Source organism: Acinetobacter sp. YH12049 (genome assembly GCF_013419875.1).
Taxonomy (GTDB): domain Bacteria; phylum Pseudomonadota; class Gammaproteobacteria; order Pseudomonadales; family Moraxellaceae; genus Acinetobacter; species Acinetobacter amyesii.
On the sequence record NZ_VOZH01000001.1, the window covers coordinates 85,210 to 102,385 of the forward strand.

The window sequence follows — 17,176 nt, forward strand, 5'->3', positions numbered from 1 at the left end:
ATGTCGTTTATATATTTGCTCATCGCAATCATTGCTGAAGTGATTGCCACGTCCGCCTTAAAAGCCAGCAATGGCTTTACTGAACTAGTACCGATTATTTTTACCGTATTGGGCTATGCCATTGCACTCTTCTTTTTAGGTTTGACCTTTAAATCGATTCCAATGGGATTGGCCTACGCCATGTGGTCTGCTGCAGGCATTGTACTGATTTCTTGTGTGGGCTGGATTGTGTTTAAACAAAATTTAGACCTGCCTGCCATGATTGGTTTGGCCTTTATTTTATTGGGTATTGTGATTATTAATGTTTTTTCTAAAAGCACAGAGCTTTGAAATGTCAGTTTTAAAATGAAGTTTTTAAATAATATCTCTGAAATTTTAAAGACTTAAATTGCTATAGATAAAAATGCTCTAGCTTGCTGTTGCACACTAGAGCATACGTTTCGAATGAATTAACTGTGATCAGTCGGCTTCTATAAAATGCCTTTCACTAGAAAAAAGCATCCAACAATACATAACAGCACAGCAAAACATTTTTTCAGTACTGCTGGTGAAAGCGTATGCGCAGTTTTCGCGCCATATTTAGCCGTAAAGAAACTCATCACACTAATGCCCAAAAAGGCATAGATATGAATAAAGCCAATGGTATTTGGAATTTCAACTTGCTGTTGCATACCAAAAAACATAAAGCCTAATGCACCAGCAATGGCAATGGGTAAACCGCAAGCCGCAGACGTCCCGACCGCTTTTTGCATCACCACGCCATTTGCCGTTAAATACGGTACCGTAATACTGCCGCCGCCAATCCCGAAGATGGCCGATGCAACGCCGATACCCGAACCTGCTGCAATTTGTTTAGCTGTAGATGGTAGTGTTTTATTTGGATCGACTGGCTTTTTTGCACCCATAAACATGGTATAAGCCACCCAAAGTAAAAACACACCGACAATCATTTGCAGATGTAAGCCTGACAGCCAGCCTGCAATACCCGCGCCTGCAAAACAACCAATCGCCATAGACGGAGCTAAATTTTTAAATACAGGCCAAATCACAGCACCATTTTTATTGTGCGCCATCAAGGAGCTGATCGATGTCACAACAATCGTAGCCAAAGATGTGCCGAGCGCCAAATGCATAATCACATCGGGGCTATAGCCCATTTGGCTAAAAACAATATAGAGCAATGGCACAATGATGGTACCGCCGCCAACGCCAAACAGCCCTGCAGCAAAACCAGCAAATGCGCCAATAATTAAGAAAGTAATGAGTTCCACGAAATAGATACTTTTAAAGAGATGTATTGAAGAAGTCTGACTGGTTTAAGCCAACTCCACTTGACCCACAGCATGATAAGCGCGGTTGAAATATACCAAGCTTTCCTCCTGCTGACTTTGCTTGATTGCAACCACACGGCACATAAACACACTGTGCGTACCCACTTCTTGAATCTGTTCAATCTGACAATCGAAACCGACCAAAGCATCTTTTAATATTGGTGAACCTGTTTCTAATGTGGTCCAAGAACCCAATTTAAAACGCTCTTCCGAATTGAATTTGCTTGAAGCAAAGGCATTGGAAATTTGCTCATGCTGTGCGCCTAAAACATTGACAGACAGAACTTTATTTTCAAGAAAATGCGCATGAGAACGAGATGATTGATTCATACAAACCAGCAAAGTTGGCGGTGTATCTGTCACACTGCATACGGCTGATGCTGTAAATCCATGCATGCCTGCTTCACCCTCAGTCGTAATCACGTTGACTGCAGTCGTCAATAAAGACATTGCATTTCTAAAATCAGTTGCTTCAATCATCTCTTCAATCTCAATGGTCTATATGGCTTATCTCTTTCTCAGGTTTGGGCAATAGCAAATTTAATTTCCTTATTGCCCTTACATGAAACCGAGTCAGCTCGAATTTATGCGGTCAATTCTTGACGAATAATGGCAGCGCCTGCGCTTAACGCATTTAGTTTGCCTTGCGCCACTTGGCGAGGTAAAGGCGCCATACCGCAGTTTGTTGAAGGATATAGCTTGTCGGCATCTACAAATTGCAATGCTTTGCGTAATGTATTTGCTACTTCTTCTGCTGTTTCAACTTGATTGGTTGCTACATCAATTGCGCCAACCATCACTTTTTTACCGCGGATGAGTTCAATTAAATCCATGGGTACACGAGAGTTTTGGCATTCAAGTGAGATGATATCCAGCTTCGATTGCTGCAGTTTCGGGAATGATTCTTCGTATTGGCGCCATTCATTACCCAAGGTTTGTTTCCAATCGGTATTGGCTTTAATGCCATAACCATAGCAAATATGAACGGCTGTTTCGCATTTCAAACCTTCAAGCGCACGCTCTAATGTCGCAATACCCCAGTCATTGACTTCATCAAAAAATACGTTAAACGCAGGCTCATCAAATTGAATGATATCTACGCCTGCCGCTTCAAGCTCTAAAGCTTCTTGATTCAGGATTTTAGCAAATTCCCAAGCCAATTTTTCACGGCTCTTGTAATGACCATCATACAAAGTATCAATCATCGTCATCGGGCCTGGCAAAGCCCATTTGATCGGCTGATTGGTTTGGCTGCGTAAGAATTTTGCATCATCAACAAACACTGCTTTCTTACGAGATACTTCACCAACCACAGACGGTACACTTGCATCATAACGATTACGAATACGCATCGTTTCACGCTTTTCGAAATCTACACCTTCAAGATGTTCAATAAACGTGGTTACAAAATGCTGACGGGTTTGTTCACCATCACTGACAATATCAATGCCTGCATGGATTTGTTCATGCAAAGATAATTCCAACGCATCACGTTTTGCATCTAATAATTCTTCGCCTTCAAGCTTCCATGCTGACCACAATTTTTCAGGTTCAGCTAGCCAAGACGGTTTAGGTAAGCTGCCAGCAGTTGAAGTTGGGAGTAAAATGGCCATATTCGATCTTCTATCTCTATTTTCTTTAAAACGGGTGGTTTAACTCACCCGTGTTTCATCTATTTGCGTGATTTAAAATTAAGCTGCATCTGCATTTTCAATACTAAAATTAGCCGCCCACTCATTCAGAATGTCTTTATATGGCTGGATAAAGTTCTCTTCCGTCCATTTGCCCTGTTTAACCGCCAACTGGCCACGTTCAACACGGTCGTACACAATACGGGTTAATGAGTAATCGCCAAAGCTTAAGCTTGGTTGATACACTAAACCTGCTGTCGCATTGGTATTGTAAATTTCAGGACGGTAGATTTTTTGGAAGCTTTCCATGGTGCTGATCGCGCTGATCAGTTCGAAATCTGTATAGTCGCTAAGCAAGTTATTTGCTGAATAGAATGCCAATGGTGCAGTCGCATTTTCAGGTTTGAAGTAACGAACACTTAAGCCCATTTTTGCAAAATAGTCATCGGTACGTGAATGGTCATCATTGGTGTATTCCACACCTAAGATCGGATGTACATTTGCAGTACGGTAATAAGTTTTTGTCGTTGAAACACTTAAGCAAATCACAGGCTGTTTTTTAAATTCAGCTTTGAATACTTCTGAATTGATCAAGTGTTGATAAAGCTTGCCGTGCAAATCGCCAAAATCTTCAGGTTTTTCATTGAATTTGCAACCGAGTGCTGGTAATACTACGCTGAAGTCATAGTCACGTACATACGATGAAAAACTGTTGCCGATCATGCCTTCAATGCGTTCATTGGTTTTATGGTCGATGATGGTGCTTTTTAAAGTTTCAATAAACGGGAAAGTTTGACCATTACCCTCTACATCGAGTTCAGCGGAAATGATGTCAATTTCAAGTGAATAACGATCCGCATTTGGGTTGTCACAAGTAGCTAAACTATTGAAACGGTTATTAATCATTGCCAAAGTACGGCGCAGATTCTCTTCACGGTGTTCACCACGTGCCAAATTGGCAAAGTTCGTTGTTAGACGTGTATTGTCTGCTGGCTCATAGTTTTCATCAAAGCGAATACGTTTGATTGAACATGCAAATTTATGACTCATGGAGATTCACTACCCTAAAATTAAAAATAATCAAAATTTCTGTATGAAGTAATTTATACGTGAAACTTAAGATGAATAAAAATGATTTAACCTCAACTCAAAGTGAGATAAATTCATGTTTAAGATTTAAATACAATGAATTTTCTTCAACTATGCATCATTCAACTGGCGATAAAAAAACTGCCACCCAGGTAGCATTTAAATTTTATTTAATATAAATAAGGGCTTAAAAAAAATTCAATGAAAATTTTTTCATTCAAACACACATCTGAAATGTGTAGAATCGTACAGATTGGCTCAAAATCTCCACTCTCAAAATTTAGCGATTTATTCATTAGGGTGAATTTTTCTAACTTTAAAATGAAAAAAGATCAAATCACTAATTGTTTTAATATTGAATCTGTAACACTAATATACTTTTGTCCTGAGCTATAAAGTTCTTAAACCTTGCCATAAATAGATAAACAAAATATGAAATAAGCATATATTCATGTCGTTTCAGCTTTTTAGTCAATATACTGAATATGACTCAACTTGTACTTAGAAAAAATCAGCATATTCGAGCTTTGGTATGTTAAGGAATCGCTAAAATATTCGGTTTATACTTATACCTTCTTAAAATCATGTCTAATAAATTAGAACCTCAGACACTGACTCTCCCAGTAGGTCATGACAAGCTTTTACTCCACTCTTGCTGTGCACCATGCTTTGGCGAAGTCATGGAAACATTAATTGGATCAGGTATCGATTTTTCAATTTTCTTTTACAATCCCAATATTCATCCTGTGAAAGAATATGAAATCCGTAAAGAGGAAAATATCCGCTTTGCCGAGAAACATAACATTCCGTTTATTGACTCTGACTATGAGCCAGACAATTGGTTTGCTCGCGCTAAAGCTATGAAAATGAGCCTGAAAAAGGCCTCCGCTGTACCATGTGTTTTGATATGCGCTTTGAACGTACTGCATTATATGCGGCAGAACATGGCTTTAGCCTAATCAGCAGTTCATTGGGTATTTCACGCTGGAAAAATATGCAGCAGATTAATGACTGCGGGCATCGTTCAGCTTCACATTATGACGGAATAACCTATTGGGACTATAACTGGCGTAAAAATGGCGGTGCTGTACGTATGCTGGAAATCAGTAAAAAAGAAGAATTTTATCAGCAGGAATACTGCGGCTGTGTCTATTCACTGCGCGATACCAATCGCTGGCGTATGAGCCAAGGCCGTGACCGAATCAAATTGGGTGTGAAGTTTTATTCCAATGCGATGGATGAAGAAGCTTGAGTTCTGCCCTTCGTTATTTTTTATGGATATTAATTTGATGTTGTTAAGCCCTGAAATTTTTACATCATTCAGGGCTTTTTTTAGCTATATTTCAACTTATTTCGGTTCTTCAACCAACGTTGGATAGATTGATCCATCGACATCCATTTCGGTTTTATAAATGCCATTGGCAACATTAAATTTGTTCACGTGATAACTCGAGCCATAAAGTGAATCAAATCCTGTACCTTTTTTAAAGACTTGTTTATTGGCAGCCAAGTCCAATAAATGTGTGCCTCCAATAAACTGTTCATATTGTGCAGGGTCAACACCAACTCGGGTTGACATGATTTTCACTGCATCGGCATGCGTTGCAGGGTCGTTGATGTATTTAACCGTTTTATCCCAAACTTGAATGATTTTTTTCCATTCTTCTTTGTTGGCAGATAAATGCGTCATGTTGACGGTTAATGTGTCGTAAATCAGACCGGGTTTATCTTTCGATGTATAAATGATTTTAGAACCTGCTACCGCTTTCAAAGCTTGATTTGCGACCGGTTGCCACACGGCAATCGCTGCAATATCAGGACTTGCAAATACTTGTGGCAGCTCATTGGTCATGGTGTTGACCAACTTCACTTCAGAAGCTTGAATTTTTGCATCATCCAAAGCCGTCGCTAAAAGCAAATGATCAACCAAGCCTTTTTCAGTCGCGACACTTTTTCCTTTTAAATCGGCAAGACTATTGATGCCATCTTTAGCAATGATGACATCATTACCCGCAGAATAGTCCGTCGCCATAATCATGACGCCTTTCGTACCGCCAGAACCCGTAACTAAGTTATCGCCGTTAGTGACCAAAACAGCATCCAACTGATTTGCCGCAAATGCAGATAGTGAGGCTGAATAATCAAACCATTTAAAATCTACATTGACACCGGCTTCTTTCAACCAGCCTTTTTCAATAGCAACTTGCCATGCGACAAAACCAGGCCAGTCGCTATAGCCAATTGTGATGGCTTTTGTATTGACAGTGCCTTCTGCCTGAGCATTTGGTTCAGGTGTTTTGGCCGTATTGTCACAACCACCTAGTAAGATGGCGGTCAAAACGGATGCAGATAAGCAGGCTTTTTTGATCATAGTGCGATTTCCCCAATGGCATTACAGTTAAATTTGGTATTGGTGTACAAAAACGATGGTGTATTCGGATTGCTGACAGATTGAGCATTGTGCTTTGCACGATTTGGTCTTTGGTTACCTGCATTAGCATGTGCTTGCTGTTGGTCTGTGATTCGGTCTTTAAACTGACCTTGTGAACGATATAATTGGCCCATTTTAAAACTCCTTAATTCTTTGCATTTTGCGGAATTGGCGGCATTACAGCGTCCATTAACTCCAAATGTCCTTTAATCACACCTTTAAGTGCTGAAAAATGCTGACTGATAACTTTGAGCTCTGAACTGACGCCTTGCAGAATCATGACTTCTAAAATTTTGTGGTCATCGAGTTGAATATGCAGCGAACTCACCACTTGTTCTAAAAACTGCTGCTGTAAATCTAAAAGCTGAATACGTAGCGCCGTACTACTTGCGTCATAAAGTAAGGTAAATGTGCCGACCATTACTTCGTTACGCTGCTCCTGATCGGCAATCAGATGCTTATTGATCATGTCGACAATGGCCTGAGAACGGCTCTCATAATGCTGATCGACAATTTTTTGATCCAAAGCATCAACTGTTTTTTCAGGCACGGTAATACTGATACGCGCCAGCTTTCGTTTAGGCACTGTTGTTCCTTATTTTTTTTGCTGAATATAGAAACCCGCACGGGCGCTCAGTAGCTCAATAAAAAATTGCTTTAATTGATGCAGAAATGTTGCAGATTGATGGCGGTTCATATGCATCTCCTGTTTGAGTAATACAAAATATTTATTTCGTAATATCGATAGAAATGCAGAATCTGTGCCAAGTGAGAAATACAAAAAATGATCGATTATTTTGTTCTTTTAACTTTCTTTTAAATTTTACTGTTCATGATTTGTGCAATAAATGCACTCATCGAGACCCCTTTGCACTATTGCTGCGATGTATTATTTGATGAAAGACTATTTCTAAAGGTCGTTGTTCTTAAGCAAGAGCATTGACCGACATGCAACAAACTCGAAGTTCAATTTATTTCATCAACATTGAACATCATTTATACTGATTGATCATTCTATTCATCACTCAACGCCTATGAAGTATTTCAGCTGCGCGGTATGTTCTAACCAAATCTTTTTTGCCAATTCACACTGTGTCAATTGTCAGACTGCGCTGGGCTATATTGCCTCTGAAAAGCAAATGGGCTGTTTTGAAAAGCACGGCAGTACGCTGTGGCTTGCGTTAAATCCTGAAATAAAGGGAAAACGCTTTAAACCTTGTCATAATTATCAGCATCATCAGGTTTGCAACTGGATGGTGCCTGCTGACAGTGAAGAAATTTACTGTGAGTCTTGCCTGCTCACGCACACCATTCCCAACCTAGATAACCCAGACCATATTGTGTACTGGGCACGATTGGAACATGCTAAACGGCGTTTTTTGTATTTAATGCAGCAGCTCAATACCATGCCGCGTCCTAAACGCAGCCAAGATGACCGTTTTGGACTTCGTTTTGATTTTCTGATGCCATCAGAAAATACACCTGTTATGACCGGTCATGCCAATGGAATTATTACCTTGAATGCCAGTGAAGCAGATGTGATTTACCGCGAAACAACGCGTATAAAAATGGGTGAAAACTACCGTACACTTCTAGGTCATTTTAGACATGAAAGCGGTCATTATTATTTTGATTTGATCAAACATTTACACCCTGAACTGATTGAGGAATTTCGAGAACTGTTTGGTGATGAACGACAAGATTATAGTGAAGCTTTGAAACGTCATTATAATGACGGTGCTCCGCAAAATTGGGCGGATTACTATGTTAGTTCCTATGCCAGTACGCATCCTTGGGAAGATTGGGCGGAAACATGGGCGCATTATTTGCACATGATGGACACTCTTGAAACCGCCTACTATGCAGGATTAGTGGTAAAAACCAATAAGTCAGATTTGAATAATTTAGAACTGAAAGAGAACCCGATTGGCGCTCAGGATTTTGACCTATTGCTGCAACACTGGATGACCTTGACCTTTAATTTAAATGCGTTGAACCGCAGCATGGGCTTAGATGATGCTTATCCATTTACGTTGTCGAATCCGGTATTGGATAAACTTAGATTCATTCATCATAAATTGCTCAATATGACCTTAAAAAATCAGCAGCACAATTAGATTAAATTTAACACGTGACAGTGTTTGAATCTCAAATCAACTTTTCGGTATCACAGTATTCGTACATTAGCTTATAGAAAGGATGTATACGTAGTAATTTTCTTGGATTGAGCGCTGTAACACCTGCCCTATTTTTACTATTTTATAAAGGTTAAAATAACAAAAAATAGATGCCTGTGACCTTTCCAATGATGCCTTTCACGCATTTACCTGCTCGTTTCATGTGTATCATCAGCCTGAGTTTGCTCAGTGGATGCCAATTGGTCAAATTACAAGAAAATCAACTCAGTGCGTCACTAAATAATAAAACAGACAGCATATTAACCCATCAAAAGCTCAGTACATTTAGCCATCAAATCCTGTTAATGGTGAATGAAAGCGACCAATCTTGTTTAAATGCGCTTGAAAGCTGTATTCACAAAATGCGTAACAATGAAACTTTAGATATTGCTCAAGTCTATGCATCAGCAAGTGAGCTGTACATGGCACGTGCTTTAAGAGCCGATGAAAATCCACAATGCAAAAAAAGCTTAAAACAACACAGCGGAAAACTCGCATCAAGCAAAATAAAAATATGTATGGATCAGCAGCTTGCAGACTTTGATTTCAGTCTGCGCTACAGCTATGTCTATCTATTTAAATCCGCTCAAGCCCCAGAAGAACGCTTATTTGATTTGCGTCAGGGACAAGTCCGCACCTTTTATAATGTGGCTTTATCACGTCTGATCACCTCATCATTCAGCCGTTTTGACTATCAGCAAATGCCTGAAAGTTTAATGTTAGGTTCATCGCTTTATCATTTTAACTATGAGCATTATCCAGAAATCAAAAGTGCGGACATTGATAAATTACAGTCGAGCTATAATTTTAATTTTTCAGCCTTAAAAACCATTAATCGTCAGGAAGGCATTGGTTCTGAATTTGTCTTAGTCAAAAAAGCTACGGATCTGTCTGCTGCGCAGCCTTTTGTACTAGACCCTGAACAATATTATTCAAATAAACCCAACCCGAATATTCATACTGCACGCTATTTATCTGTCAGTGCGATCGCCGAGCCTGCCAAGACCAATAGCAGCATTAGTGAAATTTTGTCGCCGCAATCAGACTTTAATGTTGAATTATTTAATCCCTATCAATTTAAAAAGGCAAAAATTGAATCTCAGTCCTACACGCTAACGGCCAATTATTCTGTGCCTTATGGACTTTGGTTAGCCGAAAATAAATTAGGAAAATCTGGCTATTGGACACTCCTAAATAAGGAAGAACATTTGCGCATGCCACATGTGTTTATGTTAGAGCCGTATCAACCCAATAAAAAGATTATTGTCATGGTTCACGGATTAGCCAGCAGTCCTGAAACGTGGATCGGCCTGACCAATAATATTATGGGTGATCAAAAACTACGTGATCATTACCAAGTTTGGCAAGTGTTTTACTCAACCAATATGCCAATATTTGAGAGTCGTTTTCAAATCAATGCTTTACTCAAACAGGCATTTGCAACTGTTCAGCCCAATACGCCTTCGGCTCAAGATGCTGTCATTATCGGACATAGTATGGGCGGCATCATCAGTCGTTTATTGGTTAGTGATGCAGATATTTCCGCTCAAGCTATTCCACTCATGAACTATGAACAAAACACACAGTTACAACGTCATCCGATTATCCGCGATCGTTTTGTCTTTAAAGCATTGAAGCCAGTTAGTCGTGCAATTTTCATTGCCGCACCGCATCATGGTACTGACTATGCAGACCGCTGGTTTACCAATTTGGCGAAAAAAATCGTGGTATTGCCTTTAAGTTTTTTAAATGATGTCAATGTTGAAATCCCGAATGCAAAAAATTCAACTATGGGCCTGATTAAGTCTGGGCCGGCAGATTTAAGTCAACAATCACGTTTTATGCTGTTGACCGCAGACATCATGCCAAATAAAGATATTCCTTATCATTCTATTATGGGGAATCAGATGCAAAGCACTGAGCCGAGCAAAATGTCGGATGGCATTGTTCCCTATACAAGTTCTCATTTAGATGGTGCGGTGTCTGAAAAGATTTTCAATGGTGGACATTCCATCCATGAGTCTGCAGATGCCATTTTAGAATTGCGACGCATTTTGAGAGAGCATTTGGACAATGAAGCGTTGAATCAATAACGATAAAATTGCTTTATGTATTTATAAATTATCTTTTAAAAGCAGTGTTTTATTGCTAAATTAGCTCTATATTTTGGGGGCTTTATGACAGAAAAATTATACTATTGGGCTGAAAATTTAGAAAATTACACATCAAATAATGATAGTGAAACTGGTTATGATGAAGTTATAGAAATCAAACGACTTAATTTCTTTATTGGTAAAAATAACGCAGGTAAAAGTAGGTTTTTACGTGAATTATTTAAAACATCTCAAGGTCAGCAACTTTATAACTCACTACAATTCAGAAAATTAATAACTTTTAAAAATAGGTTAATCGTTAGCAAAAAATATAACAAACATGATGATTACAATCATTTTTTAACAACGATTGAACAAATTAAACCGTCCAATATCGGTTCTGTAATCACATTATTCTCAAATTCGCTTACCCACTTATCAAGATTCAATCAACTATCAGGAATTTATTCAAATAATAATATTCAGCAAGCTCAAACATATTTTAATCAAGAACTTCAGCAAAACCTAAATCCTATTTTTACAAATACTAAATTTTATATCCCTATCTTACGTGGCATGCGCCCTGTAACCGATTTAGACGAAAAATATCCTTATATAGAGCGTGCACAAAAAGACTATTTCAAGAATCAGAATAAATTTAATCATGAAAATATAATTACAGGAGAACGCTTATATTACGAGCTTAAAGCTCACTTATTAGGAGAACCTGAACACCGAGAACTTATTAAAAAATATGAAGAAAAATTAAGTCAGTATTTTTTTGATAATGAACCTGTCACTTTAATTCCAAAATTCGGAAAAGATGAACAAGGAAATGAGATTGATGTCGTTCATATTAAAATTGGCTCAGATGCTCAAAGACCTATTTATGAGTTAGGTGATGGCTTACAACAAGCGATAATCTTAACTTATGAAGCTTATATAAAAAGTAAAGACAAAGCAGGCAATCCAAAAACACATGCCTTTTTTATAGAAGAACCGGAATTACATATGCACGCGGGTATGGTTCGTCAACTGATGAACTTCTACTTAAATGAGACTCCACATTATTATTTCTTTACGACACATTCCAATCATTTACTTGATATGGCAGATGAATCAGATCAAGTGATGATTCAAAAATTTGTTAAACAACCCAAAGCTGGTTCATCTAACAATTTTGATTTTAAAATTTATCGCTGCGACCGGGATCGTGACTTACTTGCTTCATTAGGTGTGCGTCCGTCTTCTGTCTATTTGGCAAACTGTACGATTTGGGTGGAAGGCATTACAGATCGGCTGTATATCACTAAATATATGGAAAAATATTTAGCTGAACTAGAGTCAGCTGATATGGAGCTTTATAAAAAATACCGTAGATTTATGCCGAACTATCACTATACGTTTGTGGAATATGCAGGCAGCAATTTATCTCATTGGTCTTTTGATGATGATTATCCTAAAACACGGGAAGAAAGAATCGAATTTTTAAAGCAAGACCGTGGTCAAAGTGCAACTGCTGTTGCAAGTGACATGCTATTAATTGCTGATGGCGACATACAAAAAAATTCTGAAAAAATAAAGTTCTTAAGAAAGGAATTAAATAAAGAAAATTTAATTATTTTGGATTGTAAAGAAACAGAAAATACTTTACCTAAAGATTCTATTCTTCGTGTAGCTCAGAAAAAGTTCAGTAATATGAAAAGGAAGACCTCTCAAGGATTTAATATCGAAAAGCTAGAGGGAATTAATTCATTAGATTATTTTGATCATAAAGATTATGGCATAGGAAAATTATTGGATGATCAAATACGAAATCCAAGAACTTCTGCTGAAAAAACTGCTTTTGCCGATGGTACAGGTGTAGGAACCATTAAATATAAACTAGATTTTTGTCGTGAAATCATCAAATATTTTGATGAAAATCCTGATTGGGAAATGACACCAAAAGCAAAGGATCTATGCATCCGAATTTTCAAACATATTGAAAAGTGTAATTCAAATTAGAAAAAGACCGCCTAAGCGGTCTTTTTTAATTAAACATTAAATCCAATATGTTTACCTGTAGGTAATTCGACATCAATACGAAGTTTCCCACCCATTGCTTCTACATATTTTTTCATGGTTGATATTTTTAAATCATTACCACGGTTTTCGATTGCAGAAAGCGAAGGCTGTTTAATCCCTAAAGTTTCTGCTAATTCTTTTTGAGACATTTCCAACTCTTCACGAATCATGTGAAGATGCTGTTCAAGCATCAGTTCTTCTGCCATTTGCTGAATACGAGCTTGGCTTTCAGCAGAGCGAGCTGCCAATAATTCTTGTAAACTTTTTGCCATGTTAGGAATCTCCTAAACTCTTTAAATGCAAAGTGTATTGCTCATCTGCAATTGCCAGCATTTCTGTATAAAAACGCTTTTTACCGCTTTTATCACCAATGCATAACACAATCGCTTGTCTTAACGGATCAAAAGCAAAGAAAGCTCGAATCGGTTTGCCACGGTGTTGCACACGAAGTTCTTTCATATTGGTATATTTAGAATCATATACAGTGTCCACCAAAGGTCGACCTAAGCTTGGTCCTTGTGATTGCAACACAACCAAAGCTGCCAAGACCTTTTCTTGTGTCGAATCGTCTTGCTGAGCAAGCCATTCATTAAATACATCTGTGGCCAATACTGTCCACATAGCACAACCAAAATATAGACTATAAGCTATATCATAATTTAATCGAGTAAACACTGCAAATAAAAAACCGTCCTTACGGACAGTCTTAAAATTCCCTCCTTTTTCAAAGGAGGGTCAGGGAGGATTATTTAAGCCACTGGCGCCAAGGTAAACAACACTTGTCCTGTTTTTACCGTTTGCCCTTTTTCAATGACAATCTCTTCCACCTTCATACGCTCAGGCGCAATAATTGGAATCTCAATCTTCATCGCTTCAATGACGGCTAACGTTGCCCCCTCTTCGACAATATCACCTGACTGACATTCAATTTTCCAAATTGAACCCGGCATATGCGACTCCACTGCACAGCCACCTTCAGGCACTTCAACACCTTCACTATCATCGACCGCATCTAAACTTTCAGAGACATATTCTGCAAGTCCTGCCTCATGCCAGCGACGACGTTCTTCATCAAAATTGGCTTGTTGGATGGATTTAAATGCTGAGATAGATTCGGCATTTTCAGTCAAGAATTCATTGTATTCTTTTAGGTTTAATACACCTTCTTCTACACGCAGTTTTAAGCGTCCTGCTTTAAAGTCCTCACGCATTTGCATGAGTTCAGTTTCAGACACTTCATAGAATTTAATTTGGTCGAAGAAGCGTAATAACCATGGCTTGCCTTGTTCAAAATCGGCATTTTTGCGGTAGCGTGACCACATTTGCGTAGTACGACCCACAAACTGATAGCCTCCCGGACCTTCCATACCATAAACACACATATACGCACCGCCAATACCGACAGCATTTTCAGGCGTCCATGTCCGTGCAGGGTTGTATTTAGTCGTCACTAAACGCTGGCGAGGATCAAGCGGTGTTGCCACAGGTGCACCTAAATACACATCGCCCAAACCCATGACCAAATAACTCGCGTCATATACCACATCTTTGACCGCTTGTTTGTCTTTTAAACCATTAATACGACGGATAAACTCAATATTGTCAGGACACCATGGTGCATCTGGACGTACCGTTTGCATATAACGCTCTGTCGCTAGCTGGGTTTGTGAATCCTCCCAAGCGAGTGGTAAATACACAGTCCGTGACGGTACTTGCATTTGGGTCACATCAGGCAGTTCAGCTTCCGCGACTTGTAGTAAACGCAATAAATCCAATTGATCAAGCTTGATCGAATCAAAATGAATTTGCAGTGAACGAATCCCCGGTGTGAGATCAATAATTCCTGTGATATTTTGCTTTTCAACCCATTGCATGAGTGCATGAATACGGAAACGTAGGTTTAAATCTAAAACCAACTCACCATATTCCACCAACATGTAGTTGTTGCCCGCAGGACGATACACCACATCTGGCAAGCCATTCTGACCTTTTAAAGTATCAAGCACCGCATTTTTTAAGGTGGAAAGTTCAGGATAAAATGACTCATCAAATGCCACAACCTGCGTATCAGATGCTTCTAATTGCGCATGATATTTTTCATTTAAGAGCTTAGCTTGATGATAACTCACAGGTATAAATCTGACTTTGTCTCCTGCTTTCAATTGACCAAGCTTCCAAAGCTCAGAATTAATCACCACGGCAGGACAAACAAAGCCTCCTAAACTTGGACCATCTGGACCGAGAATAATCGGCATATCGCCCGTGAAATCAATCGCACCAATCGCGTATGCATTGTCATGAATATTTGATGGATGCAAACCGGCTTCACCGCCATCCTCACGTGCCCATTCAGGTTTTGGACCAATCAAACGAATACCTGTACGGCTTGAGTTAAAGTGAATCTCAAAAGTATTGGCAAAGAAGGTATCAATGTCTTTTTTAGTAAAGAAGTCTGGTGCACCATGCGGGCCGTACATCACCGCAATTTCCCATTCATGGCTAAACGTTGGCACTTGTTCAGGGGCAAGCGTTTTCACTTCATCAGAGCTAAATCCCGTGATTGGTAACATATCACCAATCAGTAAGTTACGCCCTGCATGACCACCAAACTGACCCAAGGTGAAGGTTGCTTGTGAGCCGAGATATTCAGGTACATTTAAACCGCCTTTAATACCAATATAGGTACGGCAACCTGTCGCAATTTTGCCACATTTGAGCACCTGACCTTTACGCACATTCACGTTCTGCCACATCGGAACTTGAGCGCCATCTAGTGTTGATGGCATATCGCCCCCGGCAAGCACGATTTGGCTGTCACAATGGAATTTTAAAGTCGGACCTTGTAGCGTACATTCTAAGCCTGCAGTGTTATAGGCATTACCAAGTAACTGGTTTGCGACATTCAGTGATAGTGGATCAATGGCACCTGATGGTGGCACACCGACATCCCAGTACCCCAAACGACCTGTCACATCTTGCACAGAAGTTTGAATGCCTGATTGCAACACTTCAATTTTTTGAGTTTTCCACTCGAATGTATTTAAGAAACGTGTGGTTTGCGTACCGGCTTTAAATACATCGCAGTCGATAATATTTTGTAGATATTCAAGATTGGTTTCGATGCCTGCAACCGATGTTTTGGCAAGTGTTTCGGTCATGGCTTGAATTGCTGAATCGCGGTCATCTGCCGTGACAATGATTTTGGCAATCATCGGGTCATAAAATGATGAGACATTTGAACCCGTTTCCACCCACGTTTCATTACGCGCATTGGCATCAAATTCAACGTGCGTTAAAAGCCCTGCACTAGGTTGGAAGTTTTTGATTGGGTCTTCGGCATATAAACGCACTTGAATCGAATGACCTTTCGATTCAAGTTGTTCTGTTGGTGTAATCCAATCACCACTGCCTAAAGTCACCATCCATTCCACAAGATCGACACCAAACACTTGCTCTGTCACGCCATGTTCAACTTGCAGACGGGTATTCACTTCTAAGAAATAGAATTCCTGTGTGTCGGTATCCATCACAAACTCAACTGTACCTGCCGAACGGTAATTTACCGACTGCATCAGCCCAATCGCAATCGATTGAATATAAGCACGTTGCTCATCATTGATATGTGGTGCTGGGGTTTCTTCCACAACTTTTTGATTACGGCGCTGTACCGAACAATCGCGCTCGCCAAGTGCCAAGACTAAGCCTTTGCCATCACCAAAAATTTGCACTTCGATATGACGTGCATTTTGTACAAATTTCTCAAGGTACAAACCCGCATCTTTAAAGTTGGCTTGGGCAAGATATGAAACCGTAGAATAAGCATCTTTCAACTCTTCTTCATTCCACACCAAACGCATACCAATACCGCCACCGCCTGCGGTACTTTTCAGCATCACAGGATAACCAATACGTTTAGCTTCCGTTAAGGCTTCGGCTTCATCTGCCAAAAGCTGACTGCCCGGAAGAAGTGGTACATTGGCTTGAATTGCAAGTTCACGTGCAATATGTTTTAAGCCAAATGATTTCATTTGTGCCGAATTTGGCCCTAAAAATACAATGCCTTGCGCTTCACACAGATCACAAAATTCTGCATTTTCAGACAAGAAGCCATAGCCGGGATGAATCGCTTCTGCACCTGTTTGCTTTGCAACTTCTAAAATTTTATCGACATTTAAATAGCTTTGGCTGGCAGGACTATCACCAATAAATACCGCTTCATCAGCTAAGGTCACATGCAAAGAATCACGATCTGCTTCTGAATACACTGCAACGGACTGAATGCCTAATTTTTTCAGTGTACGGATCACACGGCAAGCGATTGCACCACGGTTGGCAATGAGGACTTTATTGAACATGG

Annotated in this window: 14 protein-coding genes and 1 pseudogene; 5 read left to right on the forward strand and 10 right to left on the reverse strand. The window is 39.5% G+C overall.

Annotated elements, in window-relative coordinates; genetic code table 11:
* Positions 1-330: a multidrug efflux SMR transporter gene (locus FTU05_RS00380; protein WP_168377505.1), complete on the forward strand. Its 330-nt coding sequence runs from the start codon at positions 1-3 to the stop codon at positions 328-330.
* A gap of 140 nt (positions 331-470) precedes the next feature.
* Here FTU05_RS00380 and FTU05_RS00385 read toward each other — a convergent pair whose 3' ends face one another.
* The 4 genes from FTU05_RS00385 to FTU05_RS00400 all read right to left on the reverse strand — a co-directional run bounded on the left by FTU05_RS00385 (position 471) and on the right by FTU05_RS00400 (position 4,012).
* Positions 471-1,271 (reverse strand): sulfite exporter TauE/SafE family protein, encoded by an 801-nt coding sequence (locus FTU05_RS00385; RefSeq protein ID WP_180163878.1) that lies wholly within the window; start codon positions 1,269-1,271, stop codon positions 471-473.
* A gap of 45 nt (positions 1,272-1,316) precedes the next feature.
* Positions 1,317-1,811 (reverse strand): flavin reductase, encoded by a 495-nt coding sequence (locus FTU05_RS00390; protein WP_180106106.1) that lies wholly within the window; start codon positions 1,809-1,811, stop codon positions 1,317-1,319.
* A gap of 104 nt (positions 1,812-1,915) precedes the next feature.
* A complete protein-coding gene (locus tag FTU05_RS00395) occupies positions 1,916-2,944 on the reverse strand; it encodes a methionine synthase (protein ID WP_180106108.1) in 1,029 nt (342 codons plus the stop codon).
* 78 nt (positions 2,945-3,022) lie between these two features.
* Positions 3,023-4,012: a putative oxygenase MesX gene (locus FTU05_RS00400; protein WP_180106110.1), complete on the reverse strand. Its 990-nt coding sequence runs from the start codon at positions 4,010-4,012 to the stop codon at positions 3,023-3,025.
* A 623-nt stretch (positions 4,013-4,635) separates the two neighbouring features.
* Between FTU05_RS00400 and FTU05_RS00405 the strand changes: the two are divergent.
* Positions 4,636-5,303 (forward strand): annotated as a pseudogene (locus tag FTU05_RS00405) (epoxyqueuosine reductase QueH).
* A gap of 96 nt (positions 5,304-5,399) precedes the next feature.
* Here the strand turns inward: FTU05_RS00405 and FTU05_RS00410 are convergent.
* Genes FTU05_RS00410 through FTU05_RS00420 form a run of 3 tightly spaced genes read right to left on the reverse strand, consistent with a single transcriptional unit; the run spans position 5,400 to position 7,068 of the window.
* The gene (locus tag FTU05_RS00410) at positions 5,400-6,422 is read right to left on the reverse strand and encodes an ABC transporter substrate-binding protein (protein WP_180163879.1); all 1,023 of its coding nucleotides are present in this window, start codon (positions 6,420-6,422) and stop codon (positions 5,400-5,402) included.
* Positions 6,419-6,616, reverse strand: a complete 198-nt coding sequence (locus FTU05_RS00415; protein WP_168377511.1) for a hypothetical protein — start codon at positions 6,614-6,616, stop codon at positions 6,419-6,421. Before FTU05_RS00415 ends, FTU05_RS00410 begins: the two co-directional genes overlap by 4 nt.
* A gap of 11 nt (positions 6,617-6,627) precedes the next feature.
* Complete coding sequence (locus FTU05_RS00420; RefSeq protein ID WP_180059580.1) at positions 6,628-7,068, reverse strand: ribbon-helix-helix protein, CopG family; 441 nt, start codon at positions 7,066-7,068, stop codon at positions 6,628-6,630.
* A gap of 448 nt (positions 7,069-7,516) precedes the next feature.
* Between FTU05_RS00420 and FTU05_RS00425 the strand changes: the two genes are divergently transcribed.
* The 3 genes from FTU05_RS00425 to FTU05_RS00435 all read left to right on the forward strand — a co-directional run bounded on the left by FTU05_RS00425 (position 7,517) and on the right by FTU05_RS00435 (position 12,759).
* Positions 7,517-8,599: a putative zinc-binding metallopeptidase gene (locus FTU05_RS00425; protein ID WP_180163881.1), complete on the forward strand. Its 1,083-nt coding sequence runs from the start codon at positions 7,517-7,519 to the stop codon at positions 8,597-8,599.
* Positions 8,600-8,787: 188 nt separating this feature from the next.
* Positions 8,788-10,752 (forward strand): triacylglycerol lipase, encoded by a 1,965-nt coding sequence (locus FTU05_RS00430; RefSeq protein ID WP_180163914.1) that lies wholly within the window; start codon positions 8,788-8,790, stop codon positions 10,750-10,752.
* Between the two features lie 84 nt (positions 10,753-10,836).
* Positions 10,837-12,759 carry an AAA family ATPase gene (locus tag FTU05_RS00435; RefSeq protein WP_180134685.1) on the forward strand — a complete coding sequence of 641 codons (1,923 nt, stop codon included), beginning with the start codon at positions 10,837-10,839 and terminating at the stop codon, positions 12,757-12,759.
* A gap of 29 nt (positions 12,760-12,788) precedes the next feature.
* Here the strand turns inward: FTU05_RS00435 and FTU05_RS00440 are convergent, their stop codons facing one another.
* From FTU05_RS00440 to uca, 3 genes are all read right to left on the reverse strand, one after another.
* On the reverse strand, positions 12,789-13,091 hold the full coding sequence (locus tag FTU05_RS00440) for a helix-turn-helix domain-containing protein (RefSeq protein ID WP_180041501.1): 303 nt from the start codon (positions 13,089-13,091) through the stop codon (positions 12,789-12,791).
* Position 13,092: 1 nt separating this feature from the next.
* Entirely contained in the window at positions 13,093-13,440 is a 348-nt protein-coding gene (locus tag FTU05_RS00445) for a type II toxin-antitoxin system RelE/ParE family toxin (protein ID WP_180041500.1), read from the reverse strand.
* Between the two features lie 128 nt (positions 13,441-13,568).
* Positions 13,569-17,174, reverse strand: a complete 3,606-nt coding sequence (gene uca, locus FTU05_RS00450; protein ID WP_180106787.1) for an urea carboxylase — start codon at positions 17,172-17,174, stop codon at positions 13,569-13,571.
* Between the last annotated feature and the right edge of the window lie 2 nt (positions 17,175-17,176).